This is a genomic window from Acidovorax sp. SRI_002, from assembly GCF_057586455.1.
In genome coordinates this window covers 506,818-524,173 of record NZ_JBYCZW010000004.1, presented here as the reverse complement: position 1 = coordinate 524,173, position 17,356 = coordinate 506,818, and the positions used below count along the sequence as shown (strand labels likewise).

At 65.6% G+C, this 17,356-nt stretch carries 14 protein-coding genes; 10 read left to right on the top strand and 4 right to left on the bottom strand.

Annotated elements, in window-relative coordinates; translation table 11 throughout:
* Window positions 1-177: 177 nt before the first annotated feature.
* Window positions 178-2,286 carry a sensor domain-containing diguanylate cyclase gene (locus AC2YJX_RS13640; protein WP_218300448.1) on the top strand — a complete coding sequence of 703 codons (2,109 nt, stop codon included), beginning with the start codon at window positions 178-180 and terminating at the stop codon, window positions 2,284-2,286.
* A 208-nt stretch (window positions 2,287-2,494) separates the two neighbouring features.
* On the opposite strand, the gene AC2YJX_RS13635 is transcribed toward AC2YJX_RS13640, so the two are convergent.
* From AC2YJX_RS13635 to AC2YJX_RS13620, 4 genes are read right to left on the bottom strand one after another with little or no spacing between them, the layout of a single operon-like run.
* Window positions 2,495-3,538 carry a VWA domain-containing protein gene (locus AC2YJX_RS13635; RefSeq protein ID WP_121420892.1) on the bottom strand — a complete coding sequence of 348 codons (1,044 nt, stop codon included), beginning with the start codon at window positions 3,536-3,538 and terminating at the stop codon, window positions 2,495-2,497.
* 36 nt (window positions 3,539-3,574) lie between these two features.
* The gene (locus AC2YJX_RS13630) at window positions 3,575-4,600 is read right to left on the bottom strand and encodes a DUF58 domain-containing protein (protein WP_487256313.1); all 1,026 of its coding nucleotides are present in this window, start codon (window positions 4,598-4,600) and stop codon (window positions 3,575-3,577) included.
* Window positions 4,581-5,600, bottom strand: coding sequence for an AAA family ATPase (locus tag AC2YJX_RS13625; protein WP_487256312.1), 1,020 nt, complete (start codon window positions 5,598-5,600; stop codon window positions 4,581-4,583). The genes AC2YJX_RS13630 and AC2YJX_RS13625 overlap by 20 nt, the downstream gene beginning before the upstream one ends.
* A gap of 24 nt (window positions 5,601-5,624) precedes the next feature.
* The gene (locus tag AC2YJX_RS13620; protein ID WP_487256311.1) at window positions 5,625-6,566 is read right to left on the bottom strand and encodes a S1C family serine protease; all 942 of its coding nucleotides are present in this window, start codon (window positions 6,564-6,566) and stop codon (window positions 5,625-5,627) included.
* A gap of 131 nt (window positions 6,567-6,697) precedes the next feature.
* On the opposite strand from AC2YJX_RS13620, the gene AC2YJX_RS13615 reads away from it, so the two are divergent.
* The 9 genes from AC2YJX_RS13615 to AC2YJX_RS13575 all read left to right on the top strand — a co-directional run bounded on the left by AC2YJX_RS13615 (window position 6,698) and on the right by AC2YJX_RS13575 (window position 17,353).
* On the top strand, window positions 6,698-7,525 hold the full coding sequence (locus AC2YJX_RS13615) for a TatD family hydrolase (protein ID WP_487256310.1): 828 nt from the start codon (window positions 6,698-6,700) through the stop codon (window positions 7,523-7,525).
* Window positions 7,526-7,640: 115 nt separating this feature from the next.
* On the top strand, window positions 7,641-8,291 hold the full coding sequence (locus AC2YJX_RS13610; protein WP_487256309.1) for a DNA-deoxyinosine glycosylase: 651 nt from the start codon (window positions 7,641-7,643) through the stop codon (window positions 8,289-8,291).
* Window positions 8,292-8,300: 9 nt separating this feature from the next.
* Window positions 8,301-9,065, top strand: a complete 765-nt coding sequence (locus AC2YJX_RS13605; RefSeq protein ID WP_055401461.1) for a class I SAM-dependent methyltransferase — start codon at window positions 8,301-8,303, stop codon at window positions 9,063-9,065.
* A 41-nt stretch (window positions 9,066-9,106) separates the two neighbouring features.
* Window positions 9,107-10,900 (top strand): type IV pilus assembly ATPase TfpB, encoded by a 1,794-nt coding sequence (gene tfpB / locus AC2YJX_RS13600; protein WP_487256308.1) that lies wholly within the window; start codon window positions 9,107-9,109, stop codon window positions 10,898-10,900.
* A gap of 285 nt (window positions 10,901-11,185) precedes the next feature.
* The gene (locus AC2YJX_RS13595; RefSeq protein WP_055401465.1) at window positions 11,186-11,674 is read left to right on the top strand and encodes a tripartite tricarboxylate transporter TctB family protein; all 489 of its coding nucleotides are present in this window, start codon (window positions 11,186-11,188) and stop codon (window positions 11,672-11,674) included.
* Between the two features lie 15 nt (window positions 11,675-11,689).
* Window positions 11,690-13,201 carry a tripartite tricarboxylate transporter permease gene (locus AC2YJX_RS13590; RefSeq protein WP_055401467.1) on the top strand — a complete coding sequence of 504 codons (1,512 nt, stop codon included), beginning with the start codon at window positions 11,690-11,692 and terminating at the stop codon, window positions 13,199-13,201.
* A 163-nt stretch (window positions 13,202-13,364) separates the two neighbouring features.
* A complete protein-coding gene (locus AC2YJX_RS13585) occupies window positions 13,365-14,621 on the top strand; it encodes a DUF3422 family protein (protein WP_228896822.1) in 1,257 nt (418 codons plus the stop codon).
* A 146-nt stretch (window positions 14,622-14,767) separates the two neighbouring features.
* Window positions 14,768-16,390, top strand: a complete 1,623-nt coding sequence (locus AC2YJX_RS13580) for a gamma-glutamyltransferase family protein (protein ID WP_487256307.1) — start codon at window positions 14,768-14,770, stop codon at window positions 16,388-16,390.
* Window positions 16,391-16,423: 33 nt separating this feature from the next.
* Window positions 16,424-17,353 carry a DMT family transporter gene (locus AC2YJX_RS13575; protein ID WP_218300452.1) on the top strand — a complete coding sequence of 310 codons (930 nt, stop codon included), beginning with the start codon at window positions 16,424-16,426 and terminating at the stop codon, window positions 17,351-17,353.
* Window positions 17,354-17,356: the final 3 nt, after the last annotated feature.

The following is a 17,356-nucleotide window of genomic DNA, read 5'->3' as shown; positions in this document are numbered from 1 at the left end:
GCAGCGGCTCAGGGGGGCTTCCTCGTCAGGGTTTGTCCTTGGGTTTCACTGAGGGTTCTACCCAAGCCCTGGGCTGCAGGGGCTGCGTATATTTGTTGGGACCTGTCCGGTTTGACCTGTCCCCATGCCCAACGCCACCCCTTTGCGCCCATCGGGCGCTCCCTGCGCGGAGTGTCCATGACGCCCCCGACCCACCCTGCGCCGCCACAGGACGCGCCGGGCTGGTCAATGCCCGGTCCGCTGGTGTTGCGGCTGGTGCTGGTGGCGGTGCTGGCCGTGGGGCTGTCGGGGGCGGTGTCGGCGTGGCTGGTCACGCGGGCCTCCGGGCAGGAGGCCATGCGGCGGGTGGTGAGCCAGCAGACCGATGAGGTCGAGGTGGTGGCCCGCCTGCTGGCCAGCAAGATCGAGCAAAGCCAGAAGGTGTTGCGCACGGTGGCTGCTGGTATTACGCCTGCCATGCTTGAATCACCCTCAGCCCTCGAATGGCTGCTGCAGCAAGGCCTGCCCGCCGTTCAGTTCTTTGATGCGATGCAGGTCGCCCGCGACAATGGAGAACTGCGGCTGAACTTGCGTGGGGGGCGGCTGGACAAGGCCTCCAACCTGGACCCCGCCGAGCGCGATGCGCTGCGCCGCACGCTCATCGACGGCAAGCCGCTGGTGTCCGAGTTGATTGCCGGGCGCACCAGCGACGCGCGTGTGATGTTCACCATGCCGCTGCACCGCGAAGACGGCACTGTGCTGGGTGTGGTGGCGGGTGCGTTGCGCCTGCAATCTCAGGGCCTGCTGCCGCCGTCCATGACACTGCCCGCGCGCGATGATTCTCGGCTGCTGGTGTTTACGCGCGACGGCACCATCCTCTCGCACTCGGACCCGACCCGCATCATGGGCAAGGTGAGCGACGAGACGGGCCTGGCGCCCGTCTACAGCCGCTGGCTGGAGCAGGCCCAGCCAGTGGTAGGGCGGGGCACGACCCATCTTGAAGACCAGCACATCGTCAGCATGGCGGGCATGCCGCTGCCGCAATGGATCGTGGCGCGGGTCAGCCCCTCGCAGGCGCTGCTGGCGCCACTGCAGGGCGCACAGCGCGAAGCCTGGTGGTTGGCCGCCGCCAGCATGGCGCTGTGCATGCTGCTCGTGGCCGGGCTGATGGCCTGGATGGCGCAGCCGCTGGCGCAGCTCACGCACAGTGCCCGCCAGCTGCTGCGGCGCAGCACGCGTGCTGGCCCGCCGCAAGGCACCGTCGCCTGGCCGCGTGCGGGGGGTGAAGTGGGCGAACTGGTGCAAATGTTCCAGGGCATGGTGCAGCAGGGCAGCCTGCAGCAGCAGCACAAAGCCACGCTGGACGGGCAGTTCCAGGCCGTGCTCGACAGTGCCTCGGTGGGCATCGTCATCTCGCGCCACGGCATCCTGGAGGTGGTGAGCCGGCAGGCCTGCCTGATGCTGGGCTACACCGAGGGCGAACTGCAGGGCCATCCGGCGCGCACCCTGTATGCCAACGATGCCGAATACGGCCGCATTGGCGAGCGTGTGCAGGCCGAGTTCGCCGCACATGGCGCCTTCGATGGCGACGTCTGCTTCATGCGCAAGGATGGCACCCCCGTGTGGGCCCGCGTGCAGGGCCGTGGTGTGCGGCCCGACGAGATGGCGGGCGGCACCGTCTGGATTCTGGAGGACATCACCGCTGCACGCGAGGCACAGATGCAGCAGGCGTGGGAGCGCACGCACGATGCCCTGACCCAGCTTTACAACCGCAATGCGTTTGACGAGCGTCTGGGCCTGCTGCTGGCCGAACGCTCGATGCGCCCGCGCGCACCGGATGCAGACAGCAGCGAAGCAGCCGGGGACGGCGTGGTGCTGTTTCTGGATCTGGACCACTTCACCGTGGTCAATGACATTGCCGGGCATGACGCGGGCGACGACGTGCTGCGCCATGTGGCCCGCTTGCTCGAATCCCAGGTGCGCCAGATTGGCTGGGCCGCGCGGCTGGGCGGCGACGAGTTTGCGGTGGTGCTGCCCGGGTGCGCGCTGGCACGGGGCCAGGCGGTGGCGGAGCAGCTGCGCGCCTCGGTACAGGCGTGGGAGCCTTCGTACCAGGGGCGCAGCTTCACGCTGGGGGTGAGCATCGGGTTGGTGGTGCTGGATGCGAGTCTGCAGGATGTGCCGTCGGTGCTGTATGCGGCCGACATGGCGTGCTACGACGCCAAGCGCGCGGGGCGCAACCGGGTAGAGACGCGCCATGCGAGCCAGGCGACGGCGTCGGGGCGGATGGCGCTGGGAGCGGCGTGAGCAGATTCCAAAAGATTTTGGGGTGTAGCGCTGGCTGGTAATGCGCTGACAGCTATCTTTTTTGAAGTCTATGGTTTGGAGAATGCTGAGGAGTGCACGGTGGCGCTTACTCGCATCCCAAGCACGCCCGAGACAAGCACTACAGGCTATATGCTATAAAAATGGTAGCTATTTACGCTTGTCTAGTAAGCGGTAGAGCCAAAAAATCTCACAAAATCCGCCCGTGCCACCACACCGACAGCCCGGCTGCCAGCAACGCCAACGTCGCCCCCAGCAACGCCAGCAATGACGAGATTTCGGTTTCCCGCTTCTCCACCGTCAGCCGTGAGCTGAGCGTCTCGTACACCTTCTTCAAATCTGCGGCGGTGGCCGCGTGGAAGTACTCGGCGTTGGTGCGTGTGGCCACGGCCTTCAGGGTTTCTTCGTCCAGCCGCACCCGCATGGACCAGCCTTCAAAGCCGATGGTCTCCCCCGCCACCGTACCCACGCCCACGGTATAGACCCGCACCCCCCGGTCGGCCGCCCATTTGGCGGCCTCCAGCGGGTCCACGCCGGTGGTGCGCTGGCCGTCGGTCAGCATGATGATGGCGGCCGAGGTGTAGGAGCCGGGCGCCACAGGTGTGAACGCCTTGGCTGGGTCTTGCTTGCCAATTTCGTCAATGGGTTTGGGTCGCATGGCCTGGCGGCCGCCCAGGGCGGAGATGTCGATGCCCGCGTCGGGGAAGATGGTGGCCAGCGACAGCATGATGCCGTTGCCCGTGGCCGTGCCGCGCTGGAGCTGAAAACTGTCGATGGCTTTGACGAGGTCTTCGCGGCTTTGCGTGGGCAGCTGGGCCAGCTGGGCGCTGCCGGCAAACGCCACGATGCCCACACGCACATGGCGGGGCAGCTCGGCGATGAAGGCCTTGGCGGCGTTCTGCGCAGCAGTGAGGCGGTCGGGCTCCACATCGGCGGCGCGCATGCTGCCCGAGACATCCATGGCCAGCATGATGGTCTGGTCCTGCGAGGGCAGGGTGATGACGGCCAGCGGGCGTGCGGTGGCCAGCAGCAGCGCCACCAGCGCCAGCAGAAAGAGTGCGGGCGGGATGTGGCGGCGCAGGTTCTGGCCGGGGCCCATGGCCTCGCGCACCAGCGACAGGCTCGAATAGCTCAGCGCCGTTTTCTTGCGCCGGTGCAGCAGCCACCAGTACATCAGTACCAGCAGGGGCACGACCAGCAACAGCCAGAGCAGGGTGGGCCAGAGAAAAACCATGGTGTGTTCCTTCGGGCGGGGCGCGTTTTGGTTCGTTCAGGCGGCGTGCTGCGCCGGGTCTGCAGCGCGGGAGGGCGCGGCTCGGGAGGTGCGTACCCGGCGCTGGCGCAGGTCCATGAAACGCAGCAGGGCATCGACCAGATCGTCGTCGGTGCACAGCTCCAGCGTGTCGGCGCCCGCGCGGGTCAGGCCTTCGCGCAGCACGGCCTCGCGTTCGGCCGCCAGGCGGGCAAAGCGGCGGCGAAAGCCCGCGTCGTGGGTGTCCACCTGCAGCTGCTCGCCGCTCTCGGCATCGCGCAGCGTGATCAGGCCCACATCGGGCAGTTCCAGCTCCAGCGGGTCGAGCAGGCGCACGGCCACCACGTCGTGCCGCTGGGCGAGTTGGGCCAGGGGCTTCTCCCAGCCGGGTGCGCTGATGAAGTCGGACACCACAAACACCGTGGAGCGGCGGCGCAGGTTGGCCAGGCCCGTTTGCAGCAAACGGTGCAGTTCTGTGGCGCCTCCGCCGGGTTTGGATGTGCCGGTGGCAGGAGGGGGCGGTGTCAACAGCCGGTGCACAAGATGCAGCACATGGGCGCGGCTGTTGCGGGGCGGTAACACCGCATCCACGGCGCGGGCGGGTGCATTGCCTGCGCCGTAGAGCATGGCGCCCACGCGGTTGCCGTGGCGCGTCAGCAGGCGCGACAGCACGGCCACAAAGCCGGTCAGGATGTCGCGCTTGGCGTTGCCCTGCGGGCCGAAGTTGATGGACGGACTCAGGTCCAGCAAAAACCAGGCGGACATCTCGCGGTCTTCGGTGAACACGCGCACGTGGGGGATGTTCAGCCGCGCGGTCACGTTCCAGTCGATGTGGCGCACGTCGTCATGCGGCTGGTACTCGCGCAGGTCGGCCAGGTCCAGGCCGCTGCCGCGCATCAGCGTGCGGTAGTCGCCCTGCAGCAGGCCGTCCAGGCGGCGGATCACCTTCCACTCCAGCTCGCGCAGTAGCCGGTCCGCCTGCCCCGGCAGGGTGGGCAGCGTGTGGACCGTGGTTGAAGTGGTGTCAGGCAACTTTTTGCTCATGATGCAGAGGCCGAGCAGGCGCCGTTATCTTGGCCATGATGCGCTTGACGAGGGCATCGGCATCCAGCCCTTCGGACAGCGCTTCGTACGACAGCGCAATGCGGTGGCGCAGCACGTCGGCCGCCAGGTCGGTCATGTCTTCGGGCAGCACGTAGTTGCGCCCGCGCAGCATGGCCAGGGCCTGGGCGCCCTCTGCGAGGGCGATGGTGGCGCGCGGGCTGGCGCCGCAGCTGATGTAGCCGGTCAGGTCCTTGAGGCCATGCCGCGTGGGCTCGCGGGTGGCGGCCACCAGCTTCACGGCGTATTGCAGCATCGACGGGTCTACATACACGGTGCGGCATTCGGCCTGCAGCGCCGCCAGCTGCGCGGTGGTGGCCACGGGCAGCACCTGCACGGGCACATCGAGCGCGCGCTGGGCGATCACGAACTCTTCCTCCTCGGTGGGGTAGCCCAGCAGCACTTTCATCATGAAGCGGTCCACCTGGGCTTCAGGCAGCGCGTAGGTGCCTTCGGTCTCGATGGGGTTCTGCGTGGCCATGACCAGGAAGGGCTCGGGCACCTTGTGGGTCTCGCCTGCAATCGTCACCTGACGTTCCTGCATCACCTCCAGCAGGGCGCTTTGCACCTTGGCGGGCGCGCGGTTGATTTCGTCGGCCAGCAGCAGGTGGGTAAAGACCGGGCCCAGCGTGGTGCTGAACTCGCCAGTCTTCTGGTTGTACATGCGCGTGCCCACCAGATCGGCGGGCACCAGATCGGGCGTGAACTGGATGCGCTTGAAGCTGCCCTGGATGGTGCTGGCCAGCGTCTTCACCGTCAGCGTCTTGGCCAGGCCCGGCACACCTTCGACCAGCAGATGGCCCTGGGCGAGCATGGCCACCATGACCCGCTCGAGAAAGCGGTCCTGGCCCACCACCACGCGCTTGACTTCGTAGAGAACCTGCTCCATCAGGGTGGCGGTGGCGGCGTTGTTCATGGCAGAGGGCGATGGGGTGGTTTCCATGGTGCTCCTTGTGAAGGGTCGGGATCAGAAGGGGGGCATGCCAACGGCAGAAGCCGCGTTCTCGATGGGCACCGCAAACCCGATGCCGATGAAGGTGCGTGCCGACGTGGGGTTCAGGATGGCGGTGACGATGCCCACCACCTCGCCATCGAGCGTGACCAGCGGGCCACCGGAGTTGCCGGGGTTGGCCGCAGCATCGAACTGGATCAGGTTGCTGAGCTGGCGCTTGCCTTCGGGCGAGGTGAATTCGCGCTGGAGGCCCGAGACCACGCCCGCTGAGGCCGAAGGCCCGATGCCGAACGGGAAGCCCACGGCCACCACGTGGTCGCCGGGGCGCAGGTCCTGGGTGGAACGCAGCGGGGCTGCGAAGAGGTCATCGGGTACTTTGTGGGCTTGCAGCACGGCCAGGTCGTTTTCGGGCTGGGCGCCCGTGATGCTGGCGGTGGTTTCCAGGCCATCGTGGAAGGTGATGGCAATGCGGTCCGCGCCCGCCACCACGTGCAGGTTGGTCAGGATGATGCCTTTGTCCACAATCACCACGCCCGTGCCAATGCCGCGTTCCACCTCTTCCTTGCCGTTTTTGCTGCGGCCATAGCCCACCACGCGCACGATCGAGGGAGAGATCGCTTCCACAGCGCGGGCGGCGGCGGAGGGCGGGGTGGTCGTCTCCAGCGTGCGCAGCACGGCGGTATCAATGTCTTCCTGGGTGATCCGCTGGGCGGCGGGGCGTTGGTGCAGCCACAGGCTGTAGAGCAGCAATGTGGTCAGCAGCGCGATCAGTGCCCACAGGGCGTACAGATGGCGCCGCGACAGAGCCGTGCCCGCCACTGGCTTGGTGGCAGGGTTTGGGGAGGGCTCCATCACACTGGCCGCTGGTTGTTCGGTGGGCGCAGGCGCTTTTTCAACCGGCTCGGGCGGGGAGCGGCGGGTGTGGCGGGAGCTGCTGTAGAGGGCGGGCCGGGGCATCCTGTCACCTTTTCTACGGAAGACGCCGCGAGACGGCGCACGGTTTTCACGTTAGCACGGATCGCTGCAGAGTGCACTTGCAAGGTTTCACGCCGAGGGAGCGGTCGGGGCTGATGGGGCATCATCACCCAATGACTGTCTGGATCGATACCCATTGCCACCTGGATGCGCCCGAATTTGACCCCGACCGCGATGCCGTGCGTGCCCAGGCGCGGGCCAAGGGCGTGGCCCATTGTGTGATTCCGGCGGTGGAGCGCAGCAACTGGGCCACGGTGCGCGCCCTGGCCCATCGGCATGGCGATAGCTATGCGCTGGGCATTCACCCCCTTTACACAGGGCGCGCGCACGACGCAGATCTGGAGCTGCTGGCGCAGGAACTGGAGCAACACCGGGCTGACCAGCGTCTGGTGGCCATCGGAGAGATTGGCCTGGATTATTTTGTGCCCGGCCTGGACCCAGCCCGGCAGGAGCAGTTCTATCGCACGCAGCTTCAGCTGGCGCGCCGGTTCGACCTGCCCGTAATCCTGCATGTGCGCCGCTCGTCCGACAAATTGCTCAAGGGCTTGCGGGAGCTGCCGGTACAAGGCGGTATCGCCCATGCCTTCAATGGCAGCGTGCAGCAGGCGCAGGCGTTCATCGCCCTGGGCTTCAAGCTGGGGTTTGGCGGCGCGATGACCTACGACCGGGCGCTGCAGCTGCGTCGCCTGGCGGCAGAACTGCCCGCAGAGACCCTGGTGGTGGAGACCGATGCGCCGGACATCCCGCCCCATTGGTTGTATGCCACCGCCGCCCAGCGGCTCGAAGGCCTGCCCCAAGGGCGCAATGCACCCGGCGAACTCCCGCGCATTGCAAGCGCATTGGCCGAGCTGCGCAGTCAGCCGCTGGAGGATTTGGCGGGTATCACCTGTGCCAATGCGCTGGTTGCGCTGCCCCGGTTGCAGGCTCTGGTCTCCGTCTGATCCACCAATTGGTAGGTTTTTAGGAGGCTAGCGCTTTGTGGTAAAGGGTTTACAGCTATCGTTTTTTTTGAGGATGTCGCGGGGTTGCTGACGGGTTTCGGTTCAGAATCGGCGGATGCCCGACGCCGCTCTGACGCAGCTCCCTCCGCTCCCTGATGCTCCGGCGCCAGCCCCGCCGGTGCGCCTCCAGGGGCTGCCGCCGGTGGTGTCTGCAGGCACGGTGGTGCTGGTCCTCGGAAGTTTTCCGGGGGCTGCCTCCTTGCGGCTGCTCCAGTACTACGCACACCCGCAAAACCATTTCTGGAAGATCTTGCAAGCGCTGTGGCCGCTGCATCCCTTGCCGCCCGCAGGGGCCGAAGGGTATGCCGCACGTTGCGACTGGTTGCTGGCAAGGGGGCTTGGCCTGTGGGATGTGTATGAGAGCTGCGAGCGGGAGGGCAGCCTGGACACCAGCATCCGCAATGCGCAGGTCAACGACTTTGCGCGCCTGCATGCGGTGTGTCCGCAGCTCGCCGCCGTCGCCCACAATGGGGGTGAGAGCTTCAAGCATGCCCCGGCGGTGCTCAGCAGCTTCCGGCCCCCCCGCGCTGCGGCGCATGATGATGTGCTTTCCGATCAGCGCGTGGGCACGGGTTCCGGGCCTGGTTCCGCCCGCTCTATCGCATCGCACCGTCTGCCCTCGACCAGCCCGGCCAATGCCTCCTGGAGTTTTGAACGTAAATTGGCTGCCTGGGCGGACCTGATGGCGGCCCACCGCCTGCTTTGATTGTTGTGAATGACCCGCAAAAAAGAAAAATCACAAGAACTGCCCGAAGTCAGCGTCTCTGATGACGGCGAAGTGCGCCACCTGCACCTGGGCACCCCGTGGATTCAGGGGTCCATGCGCGTTGCAGAGCCTTTTGAACTGGAACTGGAGTACGTGCAGCGCATGATGGCGTGGCTGTTGTTTGCCGACCTGCCCCAGGTGTCCAAGGGGCATGCCATGCAGCTCGGGCTGGGGGCCGGTGCCATCACCAAGTTCTGCCACAAGAAGCTGCGCATCTGCACCACGGCCATCGAGCTCAACCCACAGGTCTTGGCGGTGTGTCGGCAATGGTTCAAGCTGCCGCCCGATGGCCCCAAGCTGCGGGTGGTGCTGGCCGATGCGGCGCAAGAGATCAAGAACCCCATGTGGCAGGGCACGGTGGATGCGCTGGCGGTGGACCTGTACGACCATGAGGCCGCAGCGCCGGTGCTCGACAGCGCAGACTTCTACGCCGACTGCCGCGCCTTGCTGACCGACACGGGGTGCATGACGGTCAACCTGTTCGGGCGGGCGTCCAGCTTTGAACGCAGCCTGCAGAGCATGGCGGCGGCCTTTGGTGACAAGGCACTCTGGGCCTTCAAGCCCACGCGAGAAGGCAACACCGTGGTGCTGGCCCAGAAGACGCCAACGCGCCCCAAGCGGGCGGAACTCGACGTGCAGGCGCAGGCCATCCAGGCGCGCTGGGACCTGCCGACCACCAAATGGCTGCGGGCATTCAAGCCCGTCGCGGCCTGAGCCCCCGGGCCGCCCACAGCCCCGTTTCGGAAAGGTATCTGATGAAAACAATCTCCGCTTCCCTGGCCAGCACTGCGGCGCGACCCTACGTCGGTCCCGTGGACTGGCGACGCATGGTGCAGTGGCTCAGCGATGACGAAGTCATCTCCCAGGAAGAAGCTCAACGCACCATCGCCCGCTGCTCGCAGGCGGAAAGCTCCCAGCATGCGCTGGTGCGCCTGGCCAACGTGGCCATGGAACGTGCCAGCGATGGCAAGCCGCTGGACATCGAGGCGTTGTCTGAGTACCTGGCCAAGCGGGCAGGCCTGCCTTATTTGCGGATTGACCCGCTCAAGGTGGACGTGGGGCGCGTGGCCGAAACCATGAGCGCCACCTATGCAGAGCGCCACAGGGTGCTGCCCGTGCAGGTCACCGCCAAGGAAGTGGTGGTGGCTACGGCCGAGCCCTTCATCGAGGACTGGGTGGCGGAGGTGGAGCGCCAGTCCCGGCGCACGGTGCGCCGCGTGGTGGCCAGCCCGCTGGACATTCACCGGTTTACTGCAGAGTTTTTTGCCCTGGCCAAGTCCGTGCGCGCCGCGCAGAAGGCAGGGGGCAACTCCGGGGGCAGCAGCTTCGAGCAGCTGGTGGAACTGGGCAAGAGCAACAAGCAGCTCGACGCCAACGACCAGGGCGTGGTCAAGGTGGTGGACTGGCTCTGGCAATACGCCTTTGACCAGCGCGCGAGCGACATCCATCTGGAACCACGGCGCGACCAGGGCGTGATCCGTTTTCGCATCGACGGCGTGCTGCACCCGGTCTACCAGATGCCGATGGGTGTGCACAACGCCATGGTCTCGCGCATCAAGCTCCTGGGCCGCATCGACGTGGTGGAAAAGCGCCGTCCGCAGGATGGCCGCATCAAGACGCGCAACCAGCGCGGGGACGAGGTGGAAATGCGCCTGTCCACTCTGCCCACGGCGTTTGGCGAGAAGATGGTCATGCGGATCTTTGACCCGGACAATGCCGTCAAGGATCTGGACGCCCTGGGCTTTGCCCAGCACGATGCCGAGCGCTGGGAGGCGCTGGTCAAGCGCCCGCACGGCATCATTTTGGTGACCGGACCCACGGGCTCGGGCAAGACCACCACGCTGTATTCCACCTTGAAGCGGGTGGCGACCGAAGAGGTGAACGTGAGCACGGTGGAAGACCCGATCGAAATGATCGAGCCCAGCTTCAACCAGACCCAGGTGCAGCCCCAGCTCGACTTCAACTTTGCCGAAGGCCTGCGTGCCCTCATGCGCCAGGACCCGGACATCATCATGGTGGGCGAAATCCGCGACCTGGAGACGGCCGAGATGGCCATCCAGGCTGCGCTGACCGGGCATCTGGTGTTCTCCACACTGCACACCAACGACGCCCCGTCGGCCATCACCCGCATGATGGAACTGGGGGTGCCCCCCTATTTGCTCAATGCCACGCTGCTGGGGGTGCTGGCCCAGCGGCTGGTGCGTACGCTGTGCAAGCAGTGCAAACAAAAGGATGAAACGGCGCAGCGCGAAACGCTGGTGGAGGTGGTCAAGCCCTGGAAGCTCAGTGGCGGCTACCACCCCTACAAGCCCGTGGGCTGCGTGGACTGCCGCATGGGAGGATTTCGGGGGCGCATGGGCCTGTATGAATTGCTCACCGTGACCGAGGCGCTCAAGGAGAAGATCAACCAGGCGCCCTCGATCGACCAGTTGCGCCGCCAGGCCGTGCAGGATGGCATGCGGCCCTTGCGCCTGGCGGGCGCGCTGCGGGTGGCAGAGGGCCTGACCACGCTGGACGAGGTGATTGCTGCGACACCGCCGCTGGAGTAAGACCTTGAACCAGCTCCGCAGGAGCAAGGGATGTCCTGCATAACTCCCTGCGGTCTGTGATAGCGCGATCTCGGGCAGTCCGCTGCGTTGCTTTTCTTGCCAATAGCCATGCTATTGGCCGCAAAAAGACGCCTTGCGGCCTTTCCCGATCCGCACTACCAACGACGCGCGAGGGTTATGCAGGACATCCCAAGCGTTACCGGATGTAGGTGGAATCCACATCCGCGCGGGCCTTGGTTGCACGCACAATCGCGCAGTCGAGATTTCCCGCCAAGGAGACAATTCGTGAAAATCAAAAGTCAAAAAGACTTCTTTGCTGGCCTCATGTTCATGGGGGTTGGTGTTGCGTTTGCGTGGGGAGCCACCACGTACAACGTCGGAAACGGGGCCCGCATGGGCCCGGGTTACTTCCCGCTGCTGCTGGGTATCTTGCTGGCCATCATCGGCGGCGCGATCACCTTCAAGGCCACTACGGTCGAAACCCAAGACGGTGACAAGATTGGAAAGTGGGCCTGGAAGCCGCTGTTCTTCATCCTGGCTGCCAACTTTGCGTTCGGTATCCTGCTGGGCGGTTTGCCCAGCATAGGTGTCCCGGCGATGGGCCTCATCGTGGGCATCTATGCACTGACCTTCATTGCAAGCCTGGCGGGCCAGGAGTTCCACGCGAAGTCCGTGTTCATCCTGGCCACTGTGTTGGCCATTGGCAGTTACGTGGCATTCGTCTGGGCGCTCAAGCTGCAGTTCCCTGTGTGGCCGAGTTTCATCACGGGTTGAGCAGGAGCACCGACCATGGAATTATTTGACAACCTCGCGATGGGTTTTGGCGTCGCGTTCACGTTCCAAAACCTCATTTACTGCTTTGTGGGCTGCTTGCTAGGCACGCTCATTGGTGTGTTGCCCGGCATCGGCCCGGTGGCAACCATCGCCATGCTGCTTCCAGCCACCTACGCGCTGCCACCCGTGGCTGCGCTGATCATGCTGGCCGGTATCTATTACGGTGCGCAGTACGGTGGCTCGACCACTGCCATTCTGGTGAACCTGCCGGGCGAGTCCTCGTCGGTGGTGACCGTGATCGACGGCTACCAGATGGCGCGCAAGGGCCGTGCGGGCCCTGCGTTGGCGGCGGCGGGCCTGGGCTCGTTCTTTGCCGGCTGCGTGGGTACGCTGATCCTGGCGGCCTTCGCACCTCCGTTGACCGAAGTGGCATTCAAGTTCGGCCCTGCCGAGTACTTCTCGCTGATGGTGCTGGGCCTCATTGGCGCCGTGGTGCTGGCTTCGGGCTCGCTGCTCAAGGCCGTGGCCATGATCGTGCTGGGCCTGCTGATGGGCCTGGTGGGTACCGACGTGAACTCGGGTGTGGCCCGTTTCAGCTTCGACATTCCTGAACTGACCGACGGCATCGGCTTTGTGACCATCGCCATGGGTGTTTTCGGCTACGGCGAGATCATTGCCAACCTCTCGCGCCCTGACGATGAGCGCGAAGTGTTCACTGCCAAGGTGGAAGGCCTGTTCCCCACCAAGGACGACTTCAAGCGCATGATTCCTGCCGTGCTGCGGGGCACGGCGCTGGGTGCCGCCCTCGGTATCCTGCCCGGTGGTGGGGCATTGCTGGCTGCGTTTGCGGCCTACACCGTGGAGAAGAAGACCAAGCTCCAGCCCGGTGAAGTGCCTTTTGGCCAAGGCAACATCCGTGGTGTGGCAGCGCCCGAGTCGGCCAACAATGCCGGTTCGCAGACTTCCTTCATCCCGCTGCTGACGCTGGGTATCCCCCCCAACGCCGTGATGGCGCTGATGGTGGGTGCCATGACGATCCACAACATCCAGCCTGGTCCCCAGGTGATGACGAGCAATCCCGAGCTGTTCTGGGGCCTGATCGCCTCGATGTGGCTGGGCAATGCCATGCTGATCATCTTGAACCTGCCGCTGATCGGCATTTGGATCAAGCTGCTCACGGTGCCCTACCGCTGGCTGTTCCCGTCCATCGTGCTGTTCTGCGCGGTGGGTGTGTATTCGACCAACAACAACACCTGGGACATCTGGATGGTGGGTGCGTTTGGGCTGGTGGGCTACATCTTCCACAAGCTGGGCACCGAACCCGCACCTCTGCTGCTGGGCTTCATCCTCGGCCCGATGATGGAAGAGAACCTGCGCCGCGCACTGCTGCTGTCGCGTGGCGACTGGAGCGTGTTCGTCACGCGTCCGCTGTCGGCAGGCCTGCTGGCTGCTGCGGCACTGCTGCTCATCATCGTGCTGCTGCCTTCGGTGAAGAGCAAGCGCGAGGAAGCCTTCGTCGAAGACTGACGGCACGGCCTTTTCCATCCGACTCCAGAACAACGGCACCTTCGGGTGCCGTTGTTTTTTGGCGATCTGCAGCCGCAGCACGCCCTCAGCGCCAGTACACAATGGCGGGCAAGAGGCCCGCATGTCCACTCCATTCCATCTGCCACAGCATCCCCACCGGGCGATGCTGCACAACGAAATCCACGCCCGTCCGCCCGAGGCCATGACGGCCCCGCTGGCCATTGCACACATCGTGATGCTGGCCGATGCCGCAGGGCGTGAAGCGAGCCGGGCCCATGTGGCGGCTCTGTTGCGCGACCACCACCTGGCATTGCCCGATGCGGACACCACGCACCTGCGCATGGACCTGGGGGCTTACCGCATGCGCTGGGAGCTGCACACCGAATTTGTGTCCTGGACCTTCATGGTGCCCATGGCGGCCGACGCCTTTGGCGAGCGGGAGCCGGCCAGCGCCGCAGACGCGGTGCCCCGCGGGTGGCTGGCGGCTTTGCCCGGGCATTGTCTGTGCAGCCTGAACCTGTGGGTACTGCCCACCCACACCTTTGGTTCGGGGTCGCTGGTCAAGCATGTGCTGCATGAGGACACGCTGGTGGCCTCCACGGTGGCCGACGGGCATGGCGAGGTCTACACCGATTTTGCGATCCACGCCGATGGGTTCTCGCGCATGGTGCTGCTCGCGGGCGGCATGACGCAGCGCCGCCTGGGCCGCCTGGTGCAGCGCCTGCTCGAAATCGAGACCTACCGCATGGCTGCCTTGCTGGGCCTGCCCGCTGCGCGCGAGGCCGCCAGTGTGCTGGCTTTTGCCGAACGCGAACTGGCCGAACTGGCCGACGCCATCCGCACCGCCAACCGCGACGCAGAGCCTGCGCTGCTGGACCGCCTGACCCGTCTGGCCGGGCAGGTGGAGAGCCAGTATGCGGCCACCCACTCGCGTTTTTCGGCCAGCAGCGCGTACTTCGAACTGCTGGACAAGCGCATTCAGGACATTGCCGAATCGCGCCTGGCCGGGATGCAGACGATTCGGGAATTCATGGACCGGCGCCTCACGCCTGCACGCAGCACCTGCGAATGGGCGGCGCGGCGCCAGGATGCGCTGTCGCAACGTGTCTCGCGCATGAGCAACCTGCTGCGCACCCGCGTGGAGATCGAGCAGCAGCAAAGCAGCCAGGCGCTGCTGACCACCATGAACCACCGGCAGGATTTGCAGCTGCAGATGCAGTCCACGGTGGAGGGCCTGTCGGTGGCGGCCATCACGTACTACATCGTGGGCCTGGTGAGCTACCTGGCCAAGGGGGCGCAGAAGCTTGGTTGGCCCCTGTCGCCGGAAACCACGGCGGCCATCGCCATTCCGGTGGTGGCGGGCGGCGTGTGGTGGTCGCTGAGGCGGCTGCACCACCGGGTGTTCCGCAAGCACGGCTAGCAGGGATCCACAAGAAGACAGCTCAGCGCACCGCGGCGTGCTGAGTGCTGAGCAGGGATGCTGGGGGTGGGGCCAAGCCCTACGGGCAGGCAGGCCCTTGTCGCACGCCCGGTGTGCGGACATGGCACGCGACCCATAATGGCTCGATGCACTTCAGCTACACCCACCCCTATGCCAGCACCCGCCTGCCGGTGTTTGCGCGCAATGTGGTTTCCACCTCGCATCCGTTGGCCGCCCAGGCGGGCCTGCGCATGCTGCAGCAGGGCGGCAATGCCGTTGATGCTGCTGTGGCGGCGGCAGCGGCCATGACGATCTGCGAGCCCGTGAGCAATGGGCTGGGCAGCGACGCGTTCTGCATCCTGTGGGACGGACAGGCCCTGCACGGGCTCAATGCCTCGGGCCGCGCCCCTGCGGCCTGGACACCCGGGTACTTTCACAGCCGCTACGGCAAGAGCCCGGCGAGCCCTCCCAAACGCGGGATCGATTCCGTCACTGTGCCGGGTGCCGTCAGCGCGTGGGTCGCTCTGTCCGAGCGTTTCGGCAAGCTGCCCTTTGCCGCGCTGATGGAGCCCGCCGCCGAGATTGCCGAGCGTGGCTACCTGGTGCCGGTGGTGGTGCAGCAAAAATGGGCTGCTGCAGTGCCTGAACTGCAGTCGCAGCCGGGGTTTGCGCAAAGCTTTATGCCCTGGGGCCGCGCGCCGCAGGTGGGTGAGCTCTTCCAGTTTGCCGCCGCAGCCCGTGCGCTGCGCGCCATCGGGGCCACACAGGGCCAGGCGTTCTACAGGGGCGAAATTGCCCAGGCGCTGGTCGCCTTCTCGCAGGCCCAGGGCGGCAGCCTGACGCTGGCGGATCTGGCAGCACACCGCCCTGAATGGGTTACGCCCATTGCCCGCAACTACCGAGGCTATACCCTGCACGAGATCCCGCCCAACGGGCAGGGCATCGCAGCGCTGATTGCGCTGGGCATACTGGACCGATTCGATCTGGCGAGCCATCCCGTGGATGGCGCAGCGTCCCAGCATCTGCAGATCGAGGCCATGAAGCTCGCATTTGCCGATGTGTACCGCCATGTGGCCGAGCCATCGTCCATGGAGGTGACCCCCGCGCAAATGCTCGATGACGCGTACCTGGCCTCCCGTGCCAAACTCATCGACATGAACAAGGCGCAGGATTTCGGGGCTGGCAATCCGGTCAAGGGTGGCACGATCTACCTCACTGCGGCCGACGAAAACGGCATGATGGTGAGCTTCATCCAGAGCAACTACATGGGCTTCGGCTCGGGTTGTGTGGAGCCCACCTTTGGCATCAGCCTGCAGAACCGGGGCCAGGCTTTCAGCACCGACCCGGCGGGCCCCAACCCAGCCAACCTGGTGGCACCCGGCAAGCGACCGTTTCACACCATCATCCCCGCCTTCCTCACGCAAAACGGCCAGCCCGTGATGAGCTACGGAGTGATGGGCGCCAACATGCAGCCACAGGGCCACATGCAAACCCTGGTGCGCATGCTGGACTACGGCCAGAACCCGCAGGTGGCTTGCGACGCACCACGCTGGCGCTTCAATGAGGGGCTGTCGATCAACGTCGAGGCCGCCATGCCCGCCGTGACGGTGCAGGGCCTGCTGGGCCTGGGGCACCGCATGGAGGTGATCCAGGATTCCTACCAGGACTTTGGCGCCGGCCAGTTCATCTGGCGCATGGGCGATCCCAAAGTACAGGGCTATGTGGCCGCCAGCGATCCGCGTCGCGACGGCCAAGTGGCGGGGTATTGACCGGCTGCCGCCAGATCAGGATTTGAAGAAAAAGTGGCTCCACCGCAATCTGAACAAGCGCAAGCAGCTACAAAAAACGTAGCAACCGGTCTTGCCCTGGCCCTGCTGGGCTCCATCGCCTTCAGCGGCAAGGCCATCATCGTCAAGCTGGCGTACCGCCACGGTGTTGATGCGGTCACGCTCATCATGTACCGCATGCTGTTTGCGCTGCCCATCTTCGCCGTGATGGCCTGGTGGGCCAGCCGGGGCAAGCCCCCCCTGACCCGCAAGGACTGGCTGGGCGTGCTGGGGCTGGGGCTCACGGGCTACTACCTGGCGAGTTTTCTGGACTTTGCAGGGCTGGCCTACATCAGTGCCAGCCTGGAGCGCCTGATCCTGTATCTCAACCCCACGCTGGTGGTAATGCTGGGCTGGGTGCTGTATCGGCGCGGCATCCACTGGGGGCAGGCGGTGGGCATGCTGATCAGCTACTGCGGCGTGGTGCTGGTGTTCGGCCACGAAGCCAACCTGCAGGGCACCAACGCAGCCTGGGGCACCCTGCTGGTGTTCCTGAGTGCGGTGAGCTATGCCATCTATCTGGTCTACAGCGGCGAGATGGTGCGGCGCCTGGGTTCGCTGCGGCTGGTGGGACTGGCCACCACCGTGGCGTGCCTGCTGTGTCTGCTGCAGTTTGTGGTGCTGCGGCCTTTCAGCGCTGCCGTGGTGGCGCCCGAGGTGATCTGGCTGTCTATCCTCAACGCCACGCTCTGCACGGCTGCGCCCGTGCTCATGGTGATGATGGCCATTGAGCGCGTGGGCGCTGGAATGACCGCGCAGACCGGCATGGTGGGGCCGCTGTCCACCATCCTCATGGGGGTGTGGATTCTGGGTGAGCCGTTCACGGTGTGGGTGGCTGCGGGCACGGCACTGGTGATCACGGGTATTTTTGTGTTCACGCAATTGGCGCGCCGCCAAGCGCCCTGACCT

Bases quoted from the DNA above. Each gene is read 5' to 3' on its own strand.
- AC2YJX_RS13620 (WP_487256311.1), bottom strand. From the start codon at position 6,566: ATGCCCCGGCCCGCCCTCTACAGCAGCTCCCGCCACACCCGCCGCTCC.
- AC2YJX_RS13610 (WP_487256309.1), top strand. From the start codon at position 7,641: ATGCCCGACGCCGCTCTGACGCAGCTCCCTCCGCTCCCTGATGCTCCG.
- tfpB (WP_487256308.1), top strand. From the start codon at position 9,107: ATGAAAACAATCTCCGCTTCCCTGGCCAGCACTGCGGCGCGACCCTAC.
- AC2YJX_RS13590 (WP_055401467.1), top strand. From the start codon at position 11,690: ATGGAATTATTTGACAACCTCGCGATGGGTTTTGGCGTCGCGTTCACG.
- AC2YJX_RS13625 (WP_487256312.1), bottom strand. From the start codon at position 5,600: ATGGAAACCACCCCATCGCCCTCTGCCATGAACAACGCCGCCACCGCC.
- AC2YJX_RS13640 (WP_218300448.1), top strand. From the start codon at position 178: ATGACGCCCCCGACCCACCCTGCGCCGCCACAGGACGCGCCGGGCTGG.
- AC2YJX_RS13605 (WP_055401461.1), top strand. From the start codon at position 8,301: ATGACCCGCAAAAAAGAAAAATCACAAGAACTGCCCGAAGTCAGCGTC.
- AC2YJX_RS13580 (WP_487256307.1), top strand. From the start codon at position 14,768: ATGCACTTCAGCTACACCCACCCCTATGCCAGCACCCGCCTGCCGGTG.
- AC2YJX_RS13585 (WP_228896822.1), top strand. From the start codon at position 13,365: ATGCTGCACAACGAAATCCACGCCCGTCCGCCCGAGGCCATGACGGCC.
- AC2YJX_RS13615 (WP_487256310.1), top strand. From the start codon at position 6,698: ATGACTGTCTGGATCGATACCCATTGCCACCTGGATGCGCCCGAATTT.
- AC2YJX_RS13635 (WP_121420892.1), bottom strand. From the start codon at position 3,538: ATGGTTTTTCTCTGGCCCACCCTGCTCTGGCTGTTGCTGGTCGTGCCC.
- AC2YJX_RS13630 (WP_487256313.1), bottom strand. From the start codon at position 4,600: ATGAGCAAAAAGTTGCCTGACACCACTTCAACCACGGTCCACACGCTG.